Annotated in this window: 23 protein-coding genes and 1 other RNA gene; 11 read left to right on the top strand and 13 right to left on the bottom strand. The window is 43.3% G+C overall.

From position 1 onward, the window contains the following. Positions 1-22 precede the first annotated feature (22 nt). From ACHUFW_RS03445 to rlmN, 3 genes are read right to left on the bottom strand one after another with little or no spacing between them, the layout of a single operon-like run. Positions 23-1,057 carry a RodZ domain-containing protein gene (locus ACHUFW_RS03445; RefSeq protein ID WP_394200620.1) on the bottom strand — a complete coding sequence of 345 codons (1,035 nt, stop codon included), beginning with the start codon at positions 1,055-1,057 and terminating at the stop codon, positions 23-25. Beyond that, the gene (gene pilW, locus ACHUFW_RS03440; protein ID WP_394200619.1) at positions 1,057-1,845 is read right to left on the bottom strand and encodes a type IV pilus biogenesis/stability protein PilW; all 789 of its coding nucleotides are present in this window, start codon (positions 1,843-1,845) and stop codon (positions 1,057-1,059) included. The genes ACHUFW_RS03445 and pilW overlap by 1 nt, the downstream gene beginning before the upstream one ends. 32 nt (positions 1,846-1,877) lie before the next feature. Continuing rightward, positions 1,878-2,999: a dual-specificity RNA methyltransferase RlmN gene (rlmN, locus tag ACHUFW_RS03435; protein WP_394200618.1), complete on the bottom strand. Its 1,122-nt coding sequence runs from the start codon at positions 2,997-2,999 to the stop codon at positions 1,878-1,880. Positions 3,000-3,273: 274 nt separating this feature from the next. Here rlmN and ACHUFW_RS03430 point away from each other — a divergent pair, with 274 nt between their 5' ends. Together ACHUFW_RS03430 and ACHUFW_RS03425 are read left to right on the top strand one after the other, a co-directional pair. Then, on the top strand, positions 3,274-4,368 hold the full coding sequence (locus tag ACHUFW_RS03430; protein WP_394200616.1) for a CNNM domain-containing protein: 1,095 nt from the start codon (positions 3,274-3,276) through the stop codon (positions 4,366-4,368). A 135-nt stretch (positions 4,369-4,503) separates the two neighbouring features. Continuing rightward, positions 4,504-6,252 (top strand): bifunctional metallophosphatase/5'-nucleotidase, encoded by a 1,749-nt coding sequence (locus tag ACHUFW_RS03425; protein ID WP_394200615.1) that lies wholly within the window; start codon positions 4,504-4,506, stop codon positions 6,250-6,252. Between the two features lie 36 nt (positions 6,253-6,288). Here the strand turns inward: ACHUFW_RS03425 and ACHUFW_RS03420 are convergent, their stop codons facing one another. The 3 genes from ACHUFW_RS03420 to ACHUFW_RS03410 form a co-directional block, all read right to left on the bottom strand. Beyond that, positions 6,289-6,777 (bottom strand): GNAT family N-acetyltransferase, encoded by a 489-nt coding sequence (locus ACHUFW_RS03420; RefSeq protein WP_394200613.1) that lies wholly within the window; start codon positions 6,775-6,777, stop codon positions 6,289-6,291. 77 nt (positions 6,778-6,854) lie between these two features. After that, positions 6,855-7,157, bottom strand: coding sequence for an NrfJ (locus ACHUFW_RS03415; protein WP_394200611.1), 303 nt, complete (start codon positions 7,155-7,157; stop codon positions 6,855-6,857). 132 nt (positions 7,158-7,289) lie between these two features. Further along, positions 7,290-7,514, bottom strand: a complete 225-nt coding sequence (locus ACHUFW_RS03410; RefSeq protein ID WP_394200609.1) for a DUF3820 family protein — start codon at positions 7,512-7,514, stop codon at positions 7,290-7,292. Positions 7,515-8,022: 508 nt separating this feature from the next. Here ACHUFW_RS03410 and ACHUFW_RS03405 point away from each other — a divergent pair. The 6 genes from ACHUFW_RS03405 to ACHUFW_RS03380 all read left to right on the top strand — a co-directional run bounded on the left by ACHUFW_RS03405 (position 8,023) and on the right by ACHUFW_RS03380 (position 13,959). Continuing rightward, a complete protein-coding gene (locus ACHUFW_RS03405; protein WP_394200608.1) occupies positions 8,023-8,766 on the top strand; it encodes an AAA family ATPase in 744 nt (247 codons plus the stop codon). Then, positions 8,726-9,133 carry a CopG family transcriptional regulator gene (locus ACHUFW_RS03400; RefSeq protein WP_394200606.1) on the top strand — a complete coding sequence of 136 codons (408 nt, stop codon included), beginning with the start codon at positions 8,726-8,728 and terminating at the stop codon, positions 9,131-9,133. The genes ACHUFW_RS03405 and ACHUFW_RS03400 overlap by 41 nt, the downstream gene beginning before the upstream one ends. 237 nt (positions 9,134-9,370) lie before the next feature. Beyond that, positions 9,371-10,780, top strand: a complete 1,410-nt coding sequence (locus ACHUFW_RS03395; RefSeq protein WP_394201119.1) for an ABC transporter substrate-binding protein — start codon at positions 9,371-9,373, stop codon at positions 10,778-10,780. Then, positions 10,777-12,495, top strand: coding sequence for a diguanylate cyclase domain-containing protein (locus tag ACHUFW_RS03390; protein WP_394200604.1), 1,719 nt, complete (start codon positions 10,777-10,779; stop codon positions 12,493-12,495). Before ACHUFW_RS03395 ends, ACHUFW_RS03390 begins: the two co-directional genes overlap by 4 nt. An 81-nt stretch (positions 12,496-12,576) precedes the next feature. Next, a complete protein-coding gene (locus ACHUFW_RS03385; RefSeq protein ID WP_394200602.1) occupies positions 12,577-13,398 on the top strand; it encodes a M90 family metallopeptidase in 822 nt (273 codons plus the stop codon). A gap of 42 nt (positions 13,399-13,440) precedes the next feature. Next, the gene (locus ACHUFW_RS03380) at positions 13,441-13,959 is read left to right on the top strand and encodes a nuclear transport factor 2 family protein (protein ID WP_394200601.1); all 519 of its coding nucleotides are present in this window, start codon (positions 13,441-13,443) and stop codon (positions 13,957-13,959) included. Positions 13,960-13,981: 22 nt separating this feature from the next. Here the strand turns inward: ACHUFW_RS03380 and ACHUFW_RS03375 are convergent, their stop codons facing one another. From ACHUFW_RS03375 to ACHUFW_RS03355, 5 genes are all read right to left on the bottom strand, one after another. Next, the gene (locus tag ACHUFW_RS03375) at positions 13,982-15,463 is read right to left on the bottom strand and encodes an HDOD domain-containing protein (RefSeq protein ID WP_394200599.1); all 1,482 of its coding nucleotides are present in this window, start codon (positions 15,461-15,463) and stop codon (positions 13,982-13,984) included. Between the two features lie 411 nt (positions 15,464-15,874). Then, positions 15,875-17,497, bottom strand: a complete 1,623-nt coding sequence (gene aceB, locus ACHUFW_RS03370) for a malate synthase A (protein ID WP_394200597.1) — start codon at positions 17,495-17,497, stop codon at positions 15,875-15,877. A gap of 1,028 nt (positions 17,498-18,525) precedes the next feature. Further along, a complete protein-coding gene (locus tag ACHUFW_RS03365) occupies positions 18,526-20,304 on the bottom strand; it encodes a GGDEF domain-containing protein (protein ID WP_394200595.1) in 1,779 nt (592 codons plus the stop codon). Then, positions 20,304-20,519 carry a hypothetical protein gene (locus tag ACHUFW_RS03360; protein WP_394200593.1) on the bottom strand — a complete coding sequence of 72 codons (216 nt, stop codon included), beginning with the start codon at positions 20,517-20,519 and terminating at the stop codon, positions 20,304-20,306. Before ACHUFW_RS03360 ends, ACHUFW_RS03365 begins: the two co-directional genes overlap by 1 nt. A 57-nt stretch (positions 20,520-20,576) precedes the next feature. Further along, entirely contained in the window at positions 20,577-21,380 is an 804-nt protein-coding gene (locus tag ACHUFW_RS03355; RefSeq protein WP_394200592.1) for an SAM-dependent methyltransferase, read from the bottom strand. A 336-nt stretch (positions 21,381-21,716) separates the two neighbouring features. On the opposite strand from ACHUFW_RS03355, the gene ACHUFW_RS03350 reads away from it, so the two are divergent. Further along, the gene (locus ACHUFW_RS03350) at positions 21,717-22,241 is read left to right on the top strand and encodes an outer membrane protein assembly factor BamE (protein ID WP_394200591.1); all 525 of its coding nucleotides are present in this window, start codon (positions 21,717-21,719) and stop codon (positions 22,239-22,241) included. Between the two features lie 109 nt (positions 22,242-22,350). Here ACHUFW_RS03350 and ACHUFW_RS03345 read toward each other — a convergent pair whose 3' ends face one another. Both ACHUFW_RS03345 and ACHUFW_RS03340 read right to left on the bottom strand, forming a co-directional pair. After that, positions 22,351-22,686, bottom strand: coding sequence for an RnfH family protein (locus tag ACHUFW_RS03345; RefSeq protein WP_394200590.1), 336 nt, complete (start codon positions 22,684-22,686; stop codon positions 22,351-22,353). 70 nt (positions 22,687-22,756) lie between these two features. Then, positions 22,757-23,188 (bottom strand): SRPBCC family protein, encoded by a 432-nt coding sequence (locus ACHUFW_RS03340; RefSeq protein ID WP_394200589.1) that lies wholly within the window; start codon positions 23,186-23,188, stop codon positions 22,757-22,759. Positions 23,189-23,393: 205 nt separating this feature from the next. Here ACHUFW_RS03340 and smpB point away from each other — a divergent pair, with 205 nt between their 5' ends. Both smpB and ssrA read left to right on the top strand, forming a co-directional pair. Then, the gene (gene smpB, locus ACHUFW_RS03335; RefSeq protein WP_394200588.1) at positions 23,394-23,888 is read left to right on the top strand and encodes an SsrA-binding protein SmpB; all 495 of its coding nucleotides are present in this window, start codon (positions 23,394-23,396) and stop codon (positions 23,886-23,888) included. A 100-nt stretch (positions 23,889-23,988) separates the two neighbouring features. Further along, positions 23,989-24,340: a transfer-messenger RNA gene (gene ssrA / locus ACHUFW_RS03330) on the top strand. The last annotated feature ends 61 nt before the right edge of the window (positions 24,341-24,401 follow it).

Below are 24,401 nucleotides of genomic sequence, written 5' to 3'. Positions count from 1 at the left end.
TTTACTCTATTTCAATCAAGCTTCACTGCACATCGGGCAATGTCAGGCGCGCAACGCGACCGCTTGGATACTGCGCTAAATTAATGGGTTGGTCATTTAATTTTAGCGTTACAGCTTGCGGCGCGCCTAAGGTAATATTAAACGGTGCTTGACCACTAACATGGTGTTCACTACCTGCAAGCTTTAAATCGTTTATTAATAGGGTGCCTTCGGCATCTTTAACTTGGATCCAGCAATCACCATCAAGTATCAGACTCAATGTTTCTGTGTTGACTGTATCGGCCTCACCCACACTCATCACAGCAGACGTAACAGGTAGCTCAGTTTCAGAAGCATTTGCAAGGTATTGCTGCGCGGAGCCATCTTCGCCAGTGCTATCTACGACAGTGCTATCTTGACCCGCAAGGCCATCAACTGTGCTCACTTGGTGCGAATTATCTTCTGCCGCCAGTTGGATCTCGTCAGCTGCCGGTTGCGGCTGCTCAATAATCTGCTCAACTAAATCAGCAGCATTGGAAGCGACAGCGGATTGCATCACAGCTGCACTACTGGGCAGGGTTTGTAAGGACGTTTGTGCGTTTAGCTCAGCAACTTCTTCCACGGTCGGTTTTGAAAAGTCGATACCAGATAGCATATTGGACTTTTGTACCCACCATAACACTAACAAAGCCAATAACACCGCGACTATCAAATAGGTGACCAACATAAAGCGGCCATCACGGGCTTGACGAGAGGTTTTACGGGAGAAGCTTTGCATTGCCGGATCGGCAACAGGAGGAAACTGCTTGGTTACACATTGTTCGATCAAGGTTTGGTCTGCACAAACTAAGCGTGCATAATTTTTAATATAACCTTTTACGTAAATGGTTGACCCCATATCATCAAAGTTATCGGCTTCGATGTCTTTCACAATACCTGGTCGCAAATTTAGCGATTTGGCTACTTGTTCAATTGACAAGCTTTTCTCACTACGCGCAGCCGCCAAAACCTCACCTATCGTTGGAGAGTCAGCGACTTCGTCTTTATCTTCTAGCATATCGATCTGTTTATCTGTCATTAGTGCATACTTGCTCGATATTGCTTAGCCTCTTCTGATGCGGGGAATTTCGCCAATAGTAAAATACCAAATTTACGCGCGGCTTCCGTATCGTTAAGGCCATGCTCAATTTTAATGCCTAAAGCTAAACTTTCTGCGGACTCAGGTATTACGCGATGATAACGCGCCAGTCCTTGCTTAGCTTGCTGGTAATTCTTCAGCTCAAGTTCTATCTCAGTCAACTCTAACAACGACACACTTCTTCGTGGGTCATACTTGAGCGCCATACCAAAATACTGTTGTGCTTTTGCCAAGTCACCGGATTTACGACTACATATGCCTAAGTTTTCATAACTTGAGGCGGAACGGGTGTACTTAGGCATTTTGACCGCGCGCAGAAACATTTGTTCAGACTCAGCGTACTTTTCTTGTTGGCACAAAAACACCCCAAAGTTATTTAACGAGTCTCCCGTTGCATCACTGGCGTTAATGGCTTTGCGGTATGCCTTCTCTGTTAGCTCTAGTTCGCCAACAGATTGGTAGTAATAGGCCAGTGCCACATGCACATCTTCAAGGTGCGGCGCAAACTCTTCTGCTTTGTCTAAATTGTATTTTGCCTGCTCGCTGTTACCTTTTTGCAGGTAAGTCAGACCCAATTGTACCCTTTGTCGTGCGGCAGCGGTATTGTCAAACTCACGCTCTGTGACCGGCACATCAGTACCACTGTAAGTGCGTTCTGTTACGCAGGCTGTCATCAACAATGATGACAGCGCAATAATCACTGATAATTTATGCACACTTGGGTTCATCAATGGGCCTATCTAACTTAAGATACAATGAGTTAGTTTATTGTGACCGATATTTGATTATCTTGCATGCGTTTTTTCGCTAAACGTTTGGTTCGGTCGCGAATATCCCCTGCTAGCTGACCACATGCAGCATCGATATCATCACCACGAGTTTTACGCACGATGACGGTTAAACCATATTCCATCAATACCTTAGAGAAACGATCTATTCGAGAATTCGATGAACGCCCATAAGGTGAACCAGGATAAGGGTTAAACGGAATCAAATTCACTTTACATGGCGTATCTTTCATCGCCTTTGCCAATTCATGGGCTTGGTCAGTGCTGTCATTAATGTGATCAAGCATCACATATTCCACCGTTACCTTACCGCGATTAGCATTGGACTTAGCCAAATAACGGCGAATCGCCGCCAGAAAGTCTTCCAACGGGTACTTTTTATTAACCGGAACTAACACATCTCTTAGCTCATCATTGGGTGCATGGATGCTCACAGCCAATGCCACATCTAACACATCACCTAATTTATCAAGCGCTGGAACAACCCCTGAAGTAGAGACCGTTACGCGACGCTTTGATAAGCTAAAGCCAAAATCATCCAACATAATATCAATGGCTGGAATAACATTATTAAGGTTAAGTAGCGGCTCCCCCATCCCCATCATCACAACGTTAGTGATCGGGCGTTCTCCGGTTTCTTTTTGAAAACCTAAGAAATGCGAAACGCGCCAAATTTGACCAACAATTTCTGATACGGTGAGGTTACGGTTAAAACCTTGCTGAGCAGTAGAGCAGAAAGTGCACTCAAGTGCACAGCCAACCTGTGATGACACACAGAGCGTTGCGCGGTCTTCTTCAGGAATATAAACCGTTTCAACTTCTTGGCCTTGACCAACATTGATCGCGAACTTAATGGTGCCGTCGTTAGACTTTTGATAACTTGAAATTTCCGGTGCGACGATTTCACAACGCGCAGCTAATTTAGCTCTTAACGCCTTGTTTATATTGGTCATCGCTTCAAAGTCGCTAATACCAAAATGGTAAATCCATTTCATCAATTGATCGGCACGAAACGGCTTTTCACCCATCTCGGTAAATAATGCTCTTAATCCCTTACGATCAAGATCCAATAAATTGATTTTTTTCTCACTCATTTTGCACAACCTCAACACGAAAACCCGCCACAGGGCGGCGAATTATACAGACTCCCTATCATTATAGCTAGCATCCTCGCGATAAGGTCACTGAGAGTCACAAAGGTAAAAACACCTGACTGAGTCTATGTTGACCCATGATATATAAGCCTTTGGTGATTAATTTATGAATATTGTTTAATCAATAAAGATCTTAAGCACATTTTAAAAATACTGTGTTAGAATCCAGACGAGCTAATTTTGGCTTGATACTCGGAGTTATTCTTCCACCCACATGGTCACCCTCATTGTTATTATCCTTGTAGCTATCGGGATATCATTTCTTTGTAGTGTTTTTGAAGCTGTTCTACTATCTGTCACGCCTAGTTATATTGCGACATTAGGTCAAACTAATGCCAAGGCTGCCGATCGCCTAAGTAGACAAAAAGCCAATGTAGAATCGCCGCTAGTGTCTATTTTGACACTCAACACCATTGCTCACACCGTGGGTGCCGCCGTTGCAGGTGCACAAGCGGCTAAAGTGTTTGGTGATGAAATGCTTGGTGTGTTCTCAGGTGTGCTTACTTTCTTAATCCTGTTCTTTTCAGAGATTATTCCAAAAACACTTGGTGCCAATTATTGGCGCTCACTCGCACCAACAGTGTCTTATGCACTGATGTGGATGGAACGTCTCACTAAGCCGCTAATATGGATGTCACAGCAGGTGACCCAATTAATGGGTAAAGGTGATGAGGGCCAGTATATTCGTCAAGAAATGAGTGCGATGGCGAAAATCGGTCAAGAATCAGGCGAACTGGATGAACAAGAGTCACAAATTCTAACGCAGATGCTGTCAGTAAAAGAGATGCCTGTGACGGCAATCATGACGCCGCGTACGGTGATGTTTAGCTTACCAAGCGATATGACCCAAGAAGAGTTTGCGACGCTCCATAAAGCCAAACCATTTACTCGCATACCGATTTACCATAATGAACCTGATGATATTATCGGTTTTATTAATCGTAATGATATTTTGCTGGCTGAGCGTCAAACGCCGCAAAGTCGCATTTTAGATCTAAAGCGCAGTCTGATTGTTGTGCCAGAAACAGCAAAAATATTACCGCTGTTTGAACTGATGATTAAGCGTAATACTAAAATGGCGATGGTGGTCGATGAGTATGGCAGTGGACAAGGTATTGTCACCCTTGAAGATATCATTGAATCTTTATTAGGTTTAGAGATTGTTGATAGCAATGACCCAGTGACGGACATGCAGCAACTTGCCCGTAAACTGTGGAAGCGCCGCATGAAGCATAAAGGAATTCGCTTGTCATCTGATGGCGAATTTGACTCCTATGTAGAAACGCCTCAAGCTGAAAAAGACAATTAAAATCACAACAACTTTAAAGGGAGCTACGGCTCCCTTTTTTATTGAAGCCAAAACTTACAAACTAAAGTGTAAAACGCTTAGCTTGGCCCACAAAAGCTATGGTAAACTTTGCGGCCGCGTTATCTGAGGAAATTTATGACTACTTATTCGCTGTCGCTAGCACACATTAATGATACCCACTCGCACTTTGACCCTAACCATGTGCAGTTCGATATTCAGCTAGATGATAAGCTATTTGAAGTCTATAGCCACAGTGGCGGTGCAGCACGAATTGCCTACCAAGTTGACAAAGCCCGCGCACTAGCCACAGCCAATCAACAGCCGTTTTTGTTTCTACACGGTGGCGACAGTTTTCAAGGAACTCTGTATTTTAACCAGTTTAAAGGCAAAGCCAACGCGCACCTATTAAACCTATTGGCACCCGATGCGATGGTTTTGGGTAACCATGAAATCGATGCTGGTAACGCGCCTGTGTGTGACTTTCTCGATAACATTCAATTCCCTCTGCTGGCGGGTAACATGGATTTGAGCGCAGAGAGCCCACACAAATCCCATCAATTGGCGAATCATTCCAATTTGTACGATTTTGATGCGACGCAAGGTATTGCCAAGTACATACTAAAGCCTTTCCATGACAAGCAATTGGCCATTATTGGTATCACTTTAGACCAAATGAAACTGATTGCCCGCCCTGATGAAGACACAGAATTTGTCGATGCTATCGAGGCCACGCGCAACACCATCGCTCATCTACACCAGCAAGGTATTTATCATATTATTGTGTTGAGTCATTTGGGCTTGATTCAAGATAGAGTGCTTGCACAACAAGTGGATGGCATCAGCCTTATTGTCGGTGGTCACAGCCATAGCTTACAGGGCGATTTTCAACAACTAGGGTTAGTTGCGACCCCTTATGGCGAGATGCATAACCACACCCCCATCGTACAAGCAGGGAAGTATGCGGAAACCATAGGTTTAGCCAGCATGGAATTTGATGCACAAGGCCGAATCACTAAGCTCACCGGTAGCAACTATTTCATGCTTGATAAAGCTTTCCTTGCTGAATCAGCCTCTGGAGTCAGCCAGCACCAACATGAACATCTAGCCAAGATCATCGCTGAGCACCCAAACCTGTTGACTGACGAGCGCTGCCGAAAAGTACAACAGGTTATTGATGATCATTATCGCCCAGCTATCGATGCCATGGAACATCAAGTTTTAGGGTTCATTCCGCGTAACTTGGTCCATACACGACTACCCAGTAAAGCCCTTCCCCATGGCAGTGAAATCGCCCCTTGGATCTGTAAAAGTATCTATCACCAAGTACAGCGACATCACTGTAAAATCGATTTTGTATTGCACAACGCTGGCGGTGTACGACAATCACTCAACAAAGGTAAGCTCACCCTTGCCGATGTAGTTGGGCGTATTTTACCCTTCGACTTACCCTTAGTTAAGTATCGTATTAAGGGCACCTACTTAATTGAAGCGTTAGAATCGGCAATCAACAGTGCGACCAATAACAGTGTCACAGGAACTGGCGCAGGCAGCTTTCCCTATACCTACGGCGTTAGGTATTTTTATGATGGCCGTAAGCCCATTGGTCAGCGCATCGTTAAAGTCGAAGTCCTTAGTCACCAGCATACTGACAACTGGTTAACCATCGATCCGAATCATTACTATCATGGTGTCTCATCGGCTTACACCACATCGGGCAAAGAAGGTTACGCGCCGCTACTGCAAGCTTGCTGGCAGAAAACATTAGATGGTGTCACTTTACCATCCGCGTTCATCGCCTACATGCAAGAGCAACATATTGATGATGTACTCTCACCACAAGTGAATTATCAAAGCCACCACCAATACAATAGCCACAATGAATAGTACCAATCGGCATAAGAAAGTGATTAGGCACTTGGCTTACGAACTTTCAAGCTGTTTGACCATGGCAAAACCAACAATCACTTGATCGCGCTTTTGCTGGTAGCGTTTGTGGTGCAAGCTAAATCCATGACGTAAAAATAGCGGTTTAGATGAAATAGAGGCATCAACGTTAAGCTGAATATAGCCTTGTGCTCGCGCCCAGCTTTCCATTTTAGCAACCAGTGCACTTGCGATTCCGAGTCCTTGATACTGGGGTAACACGTAAAGGCTGTCTACGTAGCCACGGGTATGATAATGGGTTTCGACGTTAATAAATCCAACACATTTATCTTCAATCAGCGCCAACCAACAGCGACTGCGATTTAACCTAGCACGCCAATGATAGACAGAGCGCGGTCTCGCTGACCATGCCTGTAATTGTGCTTGGTTATAAAAGTCACCTTGATAGCCATGTACGGCTAGATGATAGAGCAAAGGGATTTGCGAAGCATAGCGGTTATCAAAATCGACTAATTCAAATTGCATGGCTCCTCCCTATAATGGCGCAGATAAAAAAACGGCGTTAATAGTAAACTATTAACGCCGTTTTAAAAATCTGTGAACTACTTCTTATCAATGCGACCAACAAACAACAGTTCGTCAAAAGTACGATCTAAAGTTTTACTGGTAAAATCATTCATCCACATCTGCTCTTGAACAACTACAGTATCACCTTTGCTAATCTCAACTTGTGGACCAGCAGCCCAAAAAGTCTTATCAGACTCTTTGATCTTTACGTAGGTATAACCACCACCGTTCATGGTATCGACAACAGTACCTTCATGAACAACACCAGCAGCCCACGCACTAGAAATACCCAACGCTAGCGTTGCTGCAGCTGCGAGTTTGACCAATTTAGCTATCATTACAATTTCCTTAACGATTTAGATTTGCCAATTATTAAAGCACGCGTTCAATAATAAATCTCTACCTAAAGTAGCCAATTGCAGTTGGATTGCAAAGTTTTAGACATAGCTCTCATTTGCTGCTAGGAGAGGCTATTTATTGGGAACTTTATTCAGTAGTGGCTGTAGCATCTGCTCTAAGCCATTCAATTTTATCTCATACATCAATGCCAGTTGCTGGCCGAGTTTACCTTCAGGAAAGCCTTTTGAGTGAAACCAGACTAAATAGGGCTCTGGCAAATTCAACAGTTTACAACCTGCATACTTACCAAAAGGCATGGTTTGATTAATTGCCTCGATTAACTGTTTCTCTTCCACCTCAATACCATCCATTTGCCATTATCGGTTGCCATTGGACCATAGCCTTAACTAAATGGTAAACCCTTAATAGCTTTAAAAATATCCATCAGCCCTATACCAAATAGACATAATAAATGAAAAAAGTGTTGTTTTTGGTTATTAAAGATGAACAGTGTGAGTGAATCCCCCCCCCCAAGTTAACCACTGAAGCTAACAACGCAAACCATAACAATGATATAACATATTGTATTTGCTTTATAATTAATAATTAGACTTAAATTTACGCTACCTTTGTCAAATAACCGTCTAATTAGCTAATCCGTCAACGTTCTAACGCCAGTCAAAAAAACAAAAATCGTCAAAAATCATACAGTTGACCCTATTATCTTTACACTCTAAATTTGACATTAGAAAAGCGTTAACTGCTTAAATTTATGACAAAATGCCACCTCATGGCCAAATAACAACTTATTTAAGCAGCTAATTCGACCTATCGTTATAAATCGGTGCTACCAAGGGGAACAATATGATCATACTCGTCGGCGGAGAAAAAGGAGGCAGTGGCAAGAGCTGTATTGCTCAAAATCTTGCAGTATTTTTAAGTGCTGAATGCGGTGCCTCCATCATCATGGTTGACTGCGATCCCCAACGAACAACTTCTGACTGGATTCAAGCACGAAACAATAACCCCGAATTAACTGGCATCAACTGCGTGCAGTTATACGGTAAAATTCGCAATGACTTACTGAGCTTGGAGCAACATTACGACTATGTGATAGTCGATTGTGGCGGCCAAGACAACTTAGCATTAAGAGCAACCATGTCGGTAGCTTCTCACGTACTCATGCCGTTAAGACCAAAACGTCGAGACCTTAAAACCGTGAGTCATATGGATGATATCGTTGCGACCTGCATGATGATCAACCCTAAAATGCAAGCCTCATTTGTGATCACTCAGTGCCCTAGCCTCCCTAATCAGGCCAATCGTATTTTTGAAGCCAAAGATGTGTGTCGTACCTATGACATCAATGTACTCGATGCCATTACCTACAGTCGTAACATCTATGACGACAGCGAAGAGTCGGGCTTATCCGTTATTGAAATTCAGCCTAACGGCAAAGCAGCCGATGAGATCCGTAATATTGCCTGTGAAGTGTTTAAGGTAAAAAGTGCTACAGAGATCCGCAACCAACTTGCACAAAAACAGCAAGCCAAACTAAGGGGTGACTATGGGACTAGCCGATCTCAAGAAAAACTCTACGCAGTCTAATCGTAGGCAAACGCTCAATACCCCTGAGCAGATGTCACTCAATGCCATGATTGATGGGTTTATTGATCAAGCCACGTTATACGCGGCAGGCGACGGCCGACAAAGTAACTTAGCTGAAATCATTGAGCTCAAACCTCACCAAGAGGCTAATCAACACGTCGATACTGTTCGCAAAATAGGTAAAGGTAATGCGCCATTTCGCAAAGCCACTTTCACCTTAAGTGAGTCAGCTATCGCCCACTTAACTGATTTAGCGAACGATTGTGACATCGCTAAATCTAAACTAATACGTTTTCTGATTGAGCATCATTACACGCTCAGTGAGAGTGAACGTAGACGAGTCGAAAGCACTATGATAGTGGAGTAGACGCCTGTAAAACCAAAGTATGTACGCAATCTTTTGGGTTCCTCCCAACCTTTCACTGGCAGCTTACTTTTCCCATAAAGTACTTTCCGAGCTGCCAGTTTTTTTCCCTCTGCCACCCGCCACTTGTAAATGGATGGTAAAATTTAAGTGTACAACTTGCTACTAGAATAGTATTAATACACTACCCAATACATATTATCGGAGTAATGTTTGGTGTTTCGCGTATTTTTTAAAACTATTATCTTTAGCTTCGGCGTAACATCACATATTGTTGAGGCCCAATTTTCTCTGGCACAAATTCCTCCGCTAGAAAACAAACAACCGCTTACCTTAGTCGCTGAAAAAGGTTTTTGGACCGACTACTTGCAGCAGCAACTGTTACCAAAATTTACAGCCCAAACTCAAGTGCCAGTCAAAGTTATTTCATTGTCACTTGATGATATGTATCAACGTCAAACCCAATCTTTACTTGCTGGTGAAGGGCAGTTTGACTTGTTAACCATGGAGGCTGGCTGGGCTAAAGAGTGGGCTTCTAACGGTTATACCGTTCCATTAAACGAATTAGCGCAGCTCTACGACCCGCTTGGTGAGCAATCTATAGATCATTATCTTGAGCCCTATTACGCCTCGCTACTCAACATCTTATCTTATCGCAATCAAATACACGCAATCCCCTATAACAACTATGTTATGGGCAATCATTATCGTGCTGATTTGTTTGAACACCCACAAGAAAAAGCCGCCTTTAAAGCACGCTTTGATTACGCCTTGGCGCCCCCCATAGATATGCAGCAATTGCTCGATGTCAGTGAATTTTTCACCCGCCAAGCTGGCGAAAAACTGGCTGGCAAAAAACTCACTGCGCCCTTTTATGGCGTAGCGCTAATGGCTGGTAACCGCCCTCATATCAACGATGAATTTTCAGCGATCCTATGGAGCCTAGAAGGCAATTGGCTAAAACCTCATTATGAAGCGCAAGCATTAACGCTATTTACGATTGCCGCCAACAACCCGCCGCTGGCACAGGCAGCCGGTATCTACAGGAAACTGCGAACATTTGCTTACCCTACAGACGCAAACTTTGCATTTGAACAAGCCGCTAATGCAATTGCACAAGGCCATGTTGCCATGTGGCCTTTTGCCTACAACAATTTATGGCATGCTTCCTATGCTGTCGAAGCAAACGTCGAAGGTGCTAAACTCAATGTTGCTCAAGTTCCAGGCGGCAAGCCTTATAATGGCGCCTATGCGTTCGCCGTTGCCTACGACTCAAAAAATCCACGGGCTGCTTATTGGTTGCTAAAATATATGGGGTCATACCAAGCGCAATATGATTATGCATTAGGTGGTGGTAACCCTTGTCGAGCCGATGTAGTGTTATCTACCCAATTAGCCAAGCCAGAGCATAGAAGTATCAATGGCGCTTTTACAGCAAGTCATAAAGCTAATATTGCATGGGCAAAAAACATTAACCAACAGGGCCACTTCACCAGCAGTGCCATGGGCAGAATTTACCCAGAACTGACCACAGCCTGTTATAACCTTGCTAATCCGAATAACGATATTGATACCCAAGTTCAGTTGCTTCAACAGCGTATTTTGGAAATACAAAATCATTATGGTGAGGTTCCAGCTATAGTCAAATGACAGACATAAAACCATTAAAAAGCTTAAAACAAAGCTCAAAGTTCATTTTTATCATTATTGCGCTGATGTCGCTGTTCATCGGTAGCGTTGCATTGTTTCTATCTACTGCACTGCAGCAGCGTATCGATAACTTAGTCAACCATGACACAGTGAAAATCACCACAGCATTAAGATTGGCTAAAGATGCACAGCGATTACAGGTTGTCACCAACCAACTCAAATCATTTACCACAGAAAGCGAGCGACAACAGTTATTGCAACAATTGTCACAGCAATGGCAGCTGCTCAGAGAAGCCACTCAACAGCTGCAATTGATGCCTTTGCCCGAACACGAGCAACAACGGTTGATAAAATTTGAAGCCAAACTCAACAAAGAGCAATCACAGTTACCCCTGCTTAATTCACTCACGCGTTCAGCACTGGCGGCAAAGCAAGACATTGTCGAAAAACAAGCCCTATTAAGGCAGCATGAACAACAAATTTTTCAACAAATTCAGGCGCAGTTATCGAGTTATGATCAACAGATGATGAGCCATCTACAACAAGCACCAAAATCGACATTACAAGCTATCATTCATCAGCATCAAATATTGACTGCATTGCAGCAACAGTTTCAGTCGTTATTTGCTAACTTAGCTAAGTTGCGTCACACCAAAGACATTACCCAAATTAACCTTATTCAGCGGCAATCTTTGCGTCAGTATATCCAGCTGCAGCAACGAGCTAATGAGTCGCTACTGCCACAATCAACGCAGTGGTTCCAACAATTAAATGGTTTCATAACAGGGCAAAATAATTTATTTCAGTTGCATCGAAACGCCAGTAATACCGATAGCATTGCAGACGCCCACCTTGATTTACAAGCCAAGTTTTCCCAAAGAATTTCTGATTATACCCTTGATTTTGTGAGTAAAGGAGAGAATAAACTACAACAAAGGGGAGAACAGCTAAAACAAGAAAGTGATTGGTTTGTGGTTTTAATTTTCTGTGCTGGCGTACTATATACCTTAGTTATCGCCCTAACTAATTGGCGTTTGATTTCTCAGGGTATCATCAGACCCGTTATAGCCACCAGCTCGGCAATGCATGCCATCGCAAATGAAAAACCATACCATCCTTTACCACAAACCAACAACCTTGAACTACAACAAATGGTCAACGCGCTCACCACACTAAAGCGATATGCCACTAAAGTTAAATCAATCTCAGAAATTGATGGCTTAACAGGGGTCTTTAATCGGCGTTACTTTGATCAACAATTGGCAATCGAAATGAAAAAGTCATCCGATTATCAACAGCCTATTGCCATTATTTTGTTCGATATAGACAGCTTTAAGCAATATAACGACCGCTATGGTCATGTTGCTGGAGACCAGTGTTTAAAAACCATTACTAGGACCATCAAGCGGGTGGATGAAATCAATCATGGCACCTTTGCCCGTTATGGCGGCGAAGAGTTTGTGGTACTAATGCCTAATTGTTCAAGAGACAATGCATTTAATATCGCCAAAAAGATGAAGCATGCCGTTAGATTACAGGCCATACCCCATGAAGATTCCGAGTACTTTGGCCTGCTAACCATTAGCCTAGGGTTATGCTGTACCACAGTAACAGAACAAGACACCCCCATATCGTTAATTGAACGCGCTGACCAAGCGCTCTATTTAGCTAAACGCAGCGGCAGAAACACCATCAAAGTTAACGAACCAGATTAACTCCACTAAGGTTAATGTTGAAAACCACAAAAAGGCCCCTATATCAATATTAACTAATAAATTGAAACTAGGACGTTAACCATGATGATCGTGCTGATTCTACTGATAAGCGCTGCCGCTATCTTATGGGTAGCAACGAGTCAAATCAGGCTACAACGTCGGCGTCAGCGCATAGCGAATCAGCCATTTCCGCACCCTTGGCGTAAAACGTTACAAGCTAAAGTGCCTTACTACCGACATCTGCCTACAGACCTACAGTTGCAGTTAAAAAAACATATCCAGATATTTTTGCATGAAAAAATATTTATCGGCTGCGACGGCATCAAAATAACTGATGAAATTCGACTCACTGTAGCGGCTCAAGCGTGTTTGCTACTGCTAAATCGTCCAACCAATTATTATCCAAAATTGCAAAAAATACTTATCTACCCAAGCCCCTTTATCGTCAATAATCAAACCACGGCCCCTGGAGGCGTCGTATCTGAACAACAACGAGTATTAGCAGGCGAGTCATGGGATACAGGCACTGTGATTTTATCTTGGCAAACAACTCAAAAAGATACTGCGAATCCTTGTGACGGCAGCAATGTGGTATTACATGAGTTTGCCCATCAGCTAGATCAAGAAACCGGACCTGCTAACGGCGCGCCGCAGTTAGAAAAAACCGAAGACTACCAACAATGGTCACTTGTACTTGCTAGAGAGTTTGAGCGACTACAAAACGCAGCACACCAACACGAATATTCACTGTTTAGTTATTATGGCGCGACCAACCCAGCCGAATTTTTCGCAGTGATAACCGAAGTATTTTTTGAGCAGCCTCATGCGCTTTTTGCCCAGCATCGGCATTTATATCAACAGCTCAGTCACTTTTTTAAACTCGATCCAGTAAACTGGCACTAAACATAGTTAACCTTCATCAATACCAAAGGATGACGCTGACCAATGAAAGTACAACCTTCTCCTATGAGCCGACTGTTAATCTTAACCGGTTTTATCTTCGCTTTATTTAGCATCACTGCCAATGCCAACTCTGAAGGCCAACAACTGGCCACAGCGATGACAAAAGATGCTGCAGGTAAACAACTGGATAAACTGCACCAGTACGCAGCGAATGCGGATTGGGATAACTATTTCGCTTTATATACCAACAATGCGGTATTTATCGGTACTGATGCCAATGAATATTGGACCATGGATGAGTTCGCATCTTATGCAAGACCCACTAAAGGATGGCGTTACACCCCAGTCAGTCGCCGCATGGTGCAATATGGCAACACCATGGTATTTGATGAACTACTAGATAGTCAGTCTTATGGTACAAGCCGTGGTACAGGTAGCTTAATTTTGACAGAAAATGGTTGGCAAATCGCGCAATATCATTTGAGTTTCCCTATCCCCAATGACATTGCAAAAAACATCACGGGCATGATTAAGGCCCACGAAACCAAATCGTCGAAATAGCGTCGAAATAGCGCTGCTAAAATTATTGGGCGTGCAAAGTCGCGCCTAAACAGACATTGGCTAATTGGGCAAAATGCGTAAAACCATCGTACTCCGTTGCCGTTAACGATCGCTCAGTATGGAACCTATCCGCATAGATCACACCGATGACTTTAGATTCCACCACCACCGGCGCTAACATAAAGCTACACTCACCAGTAAGCTGTTTCAGACTTGCATCGACATACATGCGCCACTTACTTGAATGGGGATCATCAACAAACATCGGACACTTTAACGCTATCGCATCCGCAAATACGCCACTTTTATCTGATACGTCAATCAGAAACTCGGCCTTCATTTTTTCAGCTTGCTCACCGAGCACTATTCTTGGCTGCAAACGCTTGCGATTGGGAGACAGTAACATTAACGCACAACGATCAACCCCTAACCCATCGAGCACTCCCTCCAACGTCACCGTCAAAACCCGATTAAAATCGGCTTGCTCCACCGCACAGCTGGTCAGTTCTCGCAGCTTTTTTAGCTGAATAAGTTGATTGGGCTCACGAACGGTTTGTTGCGCCTCTACAGGCTCATTTGGCAACGTCAAGAGTTCAGTTTTCGGTAGAAAGTCAACCAACACTTTGGCGCCATAAGCTTCAGCAAGTTTAGCCGTTGCCTTAGTGCATCGAATCATCCTGCCTTTAAGCTCGTCGGCTTCGATATCTAGCATTTCTGCTGCTTGCGCAATTCTCTGGTTCAATCGATGCAAATCAACATGGGGTTGCACCATTAGCTCACTGATTTGGTTTGCTAAAAAAATAGCGCGTATTTCAGGTGTGCGCTCATTAGGGTGACTTAATGATTTAAGTAACACATCGCCAAGCCCCCAGCTGCGAGCGATCCCTATCGACAACTGATTGAATGACCCTCCAAGGTATTGGCGAACCACGGCCTTATGGCCTTTTTCATCCTCACACTCGTTTAGCAGCCTATCAAGTTGTTCGGTTGGCTCTCCCCCCATGCTCCAAAACGCACTTTCACCGAGCTGGTAAAGCAGTGCTGCAACAAACACTTCCTCTTGCAGGTCTTCGCCATGATCTTTAAGCATCATTTTCGACAGCATCGCCGCTTGAAAAGAGCTGGCCATCAACTTGATCAACCGTTGATAGACATTCTCGGACAGACCTTTGTTTTCCAGCAAGCTGCTAAGTAGTTTCGCTGTGATACAAATATTTCTGATGGTATCAAACCCCAACACCACAGCCGCACGGCTTACCGTCGTAACTTGAGTGATCCCTTTACTGTAAATTGCGCTATTGGCAACTTTAAGAATTCTTGAGGTCAACGCGTTGTCATGCATCACACTGCGACCTAAAATCGCCAACGAAGATACATCATCTTTAGCCAATTTCTCTAAAGACTTGACGGTGGAGCATAACGCGGGCATCTCCTGCTCGCTAATACGCTGGGTCCAGTAATCGACTCCTTTCGATTGATGGGAATGGAGGTTAGCTATTTTCAATACGCTCTCTGTATTCAGTCATCACTAAAGCCCGGAAACTTCGATAAATTAAACAAGCTAAACTTACCCGGCTGCCTTTAATGAATAGTGTAAAAGGGAGTCACTCACCAATATAACCATAGCGGAGAATACGCTGTTATACCTAGTATTTTCACCTTATATCACTATAGGGAGATGAGTTTTTGACCTAAATCATACATAAGTTGGGTTTATGAAGGGGCGAACTTGCTATCACCATGACAAACACACAGCGCGCAAACAAAAAAAGCGACTTATACAAGTCGCAAACACAAGCAAGAGCTACAACAGCAATAGATTTTGATAGCTCAACAAGGTAATAAAAGCCCGCGTTGCACGTAGGAATACAACACGGGAACAATCAGCACACGTGTGGCAGATTGAAACAGGTCACTATTCGGTCAACATCTCATAACCAGGTAGTGTTAGAAAATCAACTAGCTCATCGGCTAAGGTGATCTGTTCTAATAGCACGGCAGCCTGAGTAAACTGACCATGAGTGAATTTATCTGGGCCAACTTCCTCTTTAACCGCTGCCAACTCCTCGACCAGCATGGTTTTGAATAGAGCTTTGGTCACCAACTCACCGCTGTCTAGCCGCTGTTGATGCTTAATCCACTGCCAAATTGATGCCCGAGAGATCTCAGCGGTAGCGGCATCTTCCATCAATCCATAGATTGGCACGCAACCATTACCACTGATCCACGCTTCAATGTACTGCAAAGCAATGCGAATATTAAGGCGCATTCCCGCTTCTGTGCGCTTACCTTCACAAGGAGTAAGCAACTCTCTCGCTTGTATAGGCGCATCCACATCACGGGTAATATGCAGCTGATTAACATGGTTTGCACCAATAAACTCGTTGAAAATACCCATAGCGGTATCTGCAAGGCCAGGATGTGCTACCCAGGTACCATCGTGTCCGTTGCGCGCTTCAAGTTCTTTATCGCGGCGTACCTTGGCAAGTACTTCATTATTTTCATGATCCGTTTTCGCAGGAATAAATGCTGCCATTCCGCCCATCGCAAGCGCACCGCGCTTATGGCAAGTTTTAACCAGTAAACGCGAATAGGCGTTAAGAAAATCTTTATCCATGGTCAAGTCTTGGCGATCAGGCAACACGCGGTCACTGTGTTGTTTCAAGGTTTTGATATAGCTAAAGATATAGTCCCAACGACCGCAGTTTAATGCCACGATATTCGAGCGCAGTTCATACAATATCTCGTCCATTTCGAATACAGCTGGGAGCGTCTCAATCAAACAGGTACACTTAATGGTACCGGGCGCTAAACAGAAGCGTTGCTCAACATAGTTAAGTACCTTTGCCCACCAGCGAGCTTCAAGGTGGCTTTCCATTTTAGGAATATAGAAATAAGGCCCAGATCCTTTTTCCAGTAACTGGCGATGGTTATGGTAAAAGTAGAGGCAAAAATCAACCAATGCAGCAGGTATCGCTTGACCATTGAATGTGAGGTGCTTCTCTAGCATATGAAGACCACGTACGCGGCAAATGAGTACTGCAGGATCATCATTAAGGCTGTAATGTTTACCGGTTTCGGGTGATGTATAGCTAATCGTGCCATTGACTGCATCAATCAAGTTTTGGTGACCTTCAATGATCTTACGCCATGTCGGCGCCAGCGAATCCTCAAAATCCGCCATATACACTTTTGCATTGGCATTAAGCGCATTGATTACCATTTTGCGGTCAACAGGACCGGTAATCTCCACTCTGCGGTCTTGAAGGTCTTCAGGAATACCGCGGATCTGCCAACGGCTATCACGAATCTTTTTCGTCTCAATGAGAAAGTCAGGCAGTTCTCCGGCATCCACCTGTTGCTGCTTTTGAGTACGCGCTTCTAGCAACTGCGCAACCTCGCCACCAAATAACTCACACAACTTTGTCAGTAAACCAAGCGCACCAGATGATAACACCTGCTCTTGGCCAGCAACGTGCTTTCCTGTAATGGCAATTCCTGTCGCAGTTGGCGCTCGTTCAATAGTTTGAATTGTCATCTGTTTGCCCTCTTTCCATTTATTTGGCTGCAGTGATAGTTAGATAGCGATATCTTTCAGCGCCTCTCTACATCACAAAAACTGAAACTTGTATAAAACCTAACCACATAAAAAACCGATTGCAACAAAGCTGTAACCTTGAAAACACGATATCCTCAGGTAAACCATGAATGATAAATTGGTAAAACCAAAACATTAAAAATATTAAAAACAATGATTTAAAACAAACTAAAACTAAAGCGACAGCCAAGTTATTAAATTGTCAGACAAATTGACCACGCACCCACATGGTAATTAAATTACGTACTTAAATTAGAACCAGTAAATAAATAAGTACGCTATACCTCAAACTTTTCGCTCCAGGTAACCCGTGATAATGTTTAGCTATTCCGTTAGCGTAACCAAACAAAACCCTTTTAATACATAAAGATAACTATGAAGTAGCTCGCACCAAATTCAAACAACTGTTTTAATTTGACGTTAACGTAAAATAGAATCAAAAGGCTGTTTTGCCATTTATTTAGCCCGCACGTGTATGTCGATCAACATCCAAAATTAATTTGGTTAGTGGCAAAAAAAACTGAAAAATCACACTTAAAACAGCAAATTCAGCACAAAATACTGCATAAGTATTGAATGTATACGAGGTCTCGTAGCAAGTTGAATTGAATAGTTTGAATCAACTTTCAAGGGAAAGTGTCAAGACTCAGCTTTAGAACATGTTATAGAAAAAGCTAAAGAAAAAGCTAAAGGGAAAGCTGAAGGAGAAGTTGAAGAAGAGCTTGAAGAAAAGCTAAAAAACAGCTGAAAACACAAATCAAACCCAGATAAACAGCACCAATAGCTTGAGCCGATTCATACCCAGTTATACTAGTTTACTGGCACGATTAGCATAAGCTATCAAACTGACACCTTTGATAATGAAATTGATAGTGCAAGTGCTAGTGATAGCAATGCTCGCCCCATGTATTTAAACAAAAAAGCAAAGGCCAAAGCCTTTGCTTTTGAGTCAATCACTTAAGTTTTAGCTAACCCAATGCAAATTTACTTTGATAAGCATCCGCAGTTGACTCACCACTATTGTCCAACTGGAACACCACATTATTACGGCCTTGATTTTTGGCACGATACATAGCTAAATCCGCTCTATGGGTAATAGGGTCCAAACTTAAATCACTCTCCAAATTACTAGTGACACCTAAACTTGCTGTAATATCAAAGGTGTAATTATTGTATTTGCCTTCAATGGCAGCAATACCCTCACGGCACAATTCAGCCAACTGTTGCGCAGTCTGTTTATCACGATTAGGCAAGAAAATAGCAAACTCTTCACCGCCCATTCTAACAAGCATGTCTTGGCCGCTAATGCATTTACGCACGACTTTTGCGACCTGTTTTAGACTCCAATCTCCTGCGTGATGGCCGTAACTATCATTAATGGATTTAAAGTTATCTAAATCTAAAATTATCACACTAAAGGGTTTATGGTAGGCCACGGTTTTTACGAATAGGTTTTCAGCTAATTCTTGGCCGATGCCGCGATTATAAGCGCCAGTAAGTGGGTCAAACTGGGCCAGCTTTTTATAACGCTGCTTTTGTACTAACGTCGTAACACCAAAAATAGAAACTAACACCATACCACCGAGTGTCACTAATAAAATCATACTATTGCGACTGTCTTCCAGTGCCTTCAGCTCTTGGCGGGCATTGTATAACTCGCGGTCTTGCTCAAGCATTCTTAACTGGCGACTCATCTCATTATTTTCAAACTTCGCCATCTGATAAGCCTGCTCTTTTGCCTGAGCGACATCCAGTTCTTGAACACTGATTTGTTGGAACAACACGATATTATCGTATGCTTGTCGATAATCCTCTTCACGGTAGGCTAGCTCTGCTTTGACCTTAGCAGACACCTTCATAAACTCGAGGTTTCTCGGTTCAAGCGCAGAATCAGTGACTTTATTAACATAAAACAGCGCTTTGTCATGCTCACCAAGCGCTAGGTAACTTTTAGCAAGTAACGAATATACGTGATTAATTTCGGCGACATAATTGAATGTTTGATAACCGGCCAACGCTTTCTCAAGCCGAGAAATAGCAGCCAGATAGTTTTCCCGACTCAACTGAACCTCGGCCAAGCCTTTTTGTGCCATGGTAGCAATCATGGGGCGGTTAACTTTGCTACAATGGCTTTCGGCACTGCTAAAGTTATTTTCAGCAGCGTCAATATTATCCAATCTCAAATTCGCGGCAGCGACCATTAAATACAAATTACAATGGCGTTGATCTTGCGCAGACAATGCCGATTGAGCCCGCTGGGCATACAAAATAGTCTCATTCAATGCACCCAACTCTAAAAAAGAATTTGAAGCACGAATATAGGCATCCACTTTTATGTCAACGTCATCGAGGGTTTCAACCCGCGCAAGGCTCATTGAGAGCGTATCTAAGGCATCTGCGTAGCGCTTTAATGATAAATAGGCAACGGTTCTATATGAATACACCTTAGTTAACATACCGGTTGTATTGGTGTATTTTTCAGCTTCAGCAAGCGAAGTCAGCGCATCCTGCTGACGGTTTTCCAGCAAACTTACAACCGATTCTCCAACCAATAATCGAGCTTGCTGTTCAGAAGAAAGCTGGTCTCCAACTTCATTGAGGTCACTAATAAGTTGCTTAGCGTCAGAAACTGACGTCGTCAGCTTGAGATCCAGCTCATCTAATTGCTGATTAATATCCGCAGCATGCACTTGCGAAAACAAGGCATGCACAAGGAAAAAACCAATTAACCAAAAAAAATGATACATTACTTCTTATTTGCTTGAATCATTATGTAGGCCTTAGCAGATTTGGTATCTCCTAATTGCTTACGTAATTGATCTTCCTCTCCTGACATCACAATCGCAATATCCTTATCACTGATACCATTGGCCTTCATCACCCCTTCAGGATCTTTTTTGTATTCCTCTAACAACTTGGCATCGCTACCTAAACGTTCAAAAAAATCATTCAAATCTGACATATTCTCTCCCTTTTAACTCAGTTGATTGTTATTTATTGACTTGCCCGTTACATGGCATCAGCCTAAATCCCCAGCGGTAATACCAAGCTTTGTTAATACCGCTTCATTATAGGTCAAAGTTTGCGAAGGCGGGATTAGCAATGTCGTAATACCTGAAAGTTGCGCTTGTGGCAGTAAACTCAACGAGATACGTTCTATTCGCGGAGCCTGTGTTGGTAAACTTGCAGCCTCATACAATACGACCTTGTGATCGACTGGATACCATTGCAGTAGGTGCTCAACTAACACCTGCAATTTATCACTACAGGTATTAAATTGAGTCAAGGTATGCTCACCGGCTATACCGATTTGCCAAAGTAGTAAATGGGTCGATGGGTCGGGTTTATGCTCAAAAAACATAAATTGACTGGCTTCATAACTTTGATGACCACAGCTACCCGGATCAATCCCCAAATCAGCCCACAAACAAGCTTCTGCAGAAACTCCTGGGAGCATTTGGGCGTTATAGCCTTCTTCTTTCGCTTGCTCTATGGCTAAATGAGAAACACAGGCAAATACCCCTGGATGACCGTAAAGCGCACAAACAACATTTTGCCCATTGCGCACTTCGGTAAGTATGGCTGTAACCATCTCATCATAAGTATTACGACGGTTCTTCACCTCCCCCTCTTGGGCATAATAACCTTGCAATGAACGAACATCGCCGTTGAGCTTCTTAAGCCATCTCTCTGTGTAGGCTTCAGGAACTAAGGTAAACACAATATCGGCAGACTCAATGTAGCTTTTGGCAAGTACTGTTATCTGCCCGGCTAGCTGCATTCCTGTGCCTACACACACCAAACTGCCCTTTTTTTGCGTCATCTATTTTCCAGTATTCATAAAGATGGTCGGTAAATGTTTTAACGTTCGCTTATTTGGGTAATTGTTCATCTAACTCATTGCATTGTTGCGACTTTATAATGACTTTGCAATAGCTTATTAGCAATTTACCCACCCTAAGTTAATGTCGGTGTTGAGATAGCCAAAAAACTTAAAACGCCACCAAACCATAGCCAAATACACGCCAAGATGAACTTAATCATCTGATATGAGTCTCAATGGACAAGGTTTTGACAATAATAGAAGATAATAGCGCTTGTCAGCAGGGTAAGTGCTTGGTTATCATGGCCGACAGATTTTTAGGATGTAACGCAATCAATGACCGATATAAAGCCAAGTAAAACGACAATAAAAAAACGAAGTCTGACGCTAATAGGCGCTGCTGCAATTTCATTATCATTAAGTGGATGCGGTGTATTTGACTGGTTAGTTTATAAACCCGATATCCCGCAAGGGAACTATGTTGAGAAGCAACAAGTTGAAAAATTGCGCATCGAAATGACCAAAGAGCAGGTTGAGTATATTCTTGGTCGTCCTGTTTTGCGTGACAGCTTTGCCGACGATACTTGGTACTATGTATATCACTACAAAAATGGTCGCAACGCGCAAATCACCCACAGAGAATTGATTATCCATTTTGATGGTGAACAGCTCAGTAAGGTCGATGGTGATTACGAGTTAAATGAAGACTTCAATACGCCACTTGAGCAAAGTTCATTACCAGAAATCGCCCAAGAGCTATCGACAACTGGCGATTTAGAACCGCTCAACCCTGAAGTTCGTCCAGAAGCTAAACCTGAAGAAGATGAGCAGCAACTGAACGAAATCAAAGAGTTTGAATAAAAGCTAACTCTAATAAAAAAGGTCGAACACATGTTCGACCTTTTTTATTTAAATCAGCACTTTTTGTTTAAATCAGCACTTTTGATTTAAATAAACATAATACTTCTCACTATGCGCGACCACCGGTTACCTTATTGGCACGCCCTTCCTCTTTGGCTTTTTCAGCACGTTTTCGACGTACGTCTTTTGGATCAGCAATCAAAGGGCGATAGATTTCTACCCGCTGACCCGGCTCTAGAACCTCATGATGTTTTACTGCGCGGCTAAAGATACCCAGCTTGACGGACTCTAAATCGATATCGGGAAAGAAGCTTGCCATGTCACTAAGCTTAACGGCTTCAATACACGTAGTACCTGGGGATACAGCAACCTGAATACGCTTTTGTTGCTCTGGCAAGGCGTAAATCACCTCAACCGTAAAACTATCTGCTTGTTTTGACACCATAAGCCTCAATCATATCTCAACATATTTGCGAATTATCACACTAACGCTCGTAGCAACGACTCGCTAGCGCTTAACGGTATATTACCTTAGCTCGCTCAGTAAAAGCGGTGACCATCGAGGCCATTAATTCTTTAAACACCCGGCCAAAAGCGATATCGGCAACCCCACTTGAAAACTCAAAGTCCAGTTCAAAGTTCACTTTACAGGCATCCTCAGTTAACTCGGTAAACAACCATTCACCACGCAGGTGCTTAAATGGGCCGTTTTCCAAGGCGAGTTGGATGCGTTTACCAGGAATCACTTGATTACGAGTGGTAAAGGTTTTACTAATGCCAGCTTTTGACACGTCCACCGATGCCACCATAGTTTCACCATCAAATTCGAGCACCTTACCGCCAACACAACCGGGTAGGAACTCTTTGTAGGATTCGACGTCATTCACTAGCTGGTACATTTGCATAGCACTAAAGCGAACTAACACGCTACGGGAAATCTGTGTCATCTGTTTGGGTTACCTATACTCGTATCACAATAATAAACAATGAAAGCGGCAAATTTTACCACGGTTAACGCGTAAGTACAGTAATGTGGGCTGTTAGCTAAAAGCGAACAAAAAAACCGCAAACTGTGTCGTCAAAGCGGGAAATTCAATAAATAATGACAAAGGGGAATTCCAAATTATAAAGGCGCGCGTATAATGGCCGCCTATGGCTAAGAAAAATGCAAAAAAATCAAAAAACCCACCAGCAACTATCGCCCGTAACAAACGCGCGAACTTCGACTATAAGTTTGAAGAAAAATACGAAGCTGGCTTGTCCCTTATGGGCTGGGAAGTAAAAGCAATTCGTGTTGGTAAAGTTAACCTGTCAGAAAGCTATGTGTTTTTACGTGACGGTGAAGCTTACCTGTTTGGTTGCACCATTACGCCACTTAACACTGCGTCTACCCACGTCGTTTGTGATCCTATGCGTGACCGTAAATTGCTGCTAAACCGCCGTGAACTGGATAAATTACAAGGTCTGGTTGACCGTCAAGGATATTCCATCGTCCCTATCTCTATGTACTGGCGAAAAGGGGCCTGGGTTAAAATTGAAATTGGTCTAGGTAAAGGTAAGAAAGAACACGACAAGCGCGACGATACCAAAGAGCGCGAATGGAAAATTGAAAAATCACGTACTATGAAAAAAGCGGTTCAACAGTAAGTTAAACCGCTAAAACGTACGCATAACGAACAATCGATTGCACTTGTGGCATTTATCCTTGTTAATCGAGGGTGGCACAGGTTACAATCAAATTGTACTTGGGGGCGATTCTGGATTCGACAAGATTCACGAAACCCTAGGAGCATGCCGAGGGGCGGTTGGCCTCGTAAAAAGCCGCACAGTTATAGTTGCAAACGACGATAACGCTCTAGCAGCTTAGGCTCGCTACCATCTTGCTCACGTTTCTCAAATGGGCAGAGTATTTAGATGGTCACCTTTACATTTGATAGCGAGGGAACCTTGTTCAGGGGTGAACCGCGAAACAGTACTGGACTCGCCAATTGCAATCCTGTCTTTCGGAGTGTAGTTGGTTAACCAAAAGAAAGACTAAGCATGTAGTGCCGAGGATGTAGGCTTTTTGGACGCGGGTTCGAGCCCCGCCGCCTCCACCAATTCGGAAAAGGCCCCTATCGCAAGATAGGGGCTTTTTTTATTGGTTAGCGGTGTGGGCGA

The sequence above is a fragment of the Shewanella waksmanii genome (assembly GCF_043643685.1).
Taxonomy (GTDB): Bacteria; Pseudomonadota; Gammaproteobacteria; order Enterobacterales; family Shewanellaceae; genus Shewanella; species Shewanella waksmanii_A.
Note: the sequence above shows the minus strand (reverse complement) of the source record. Positions and strands in the feature narration are given on the sequence as shown.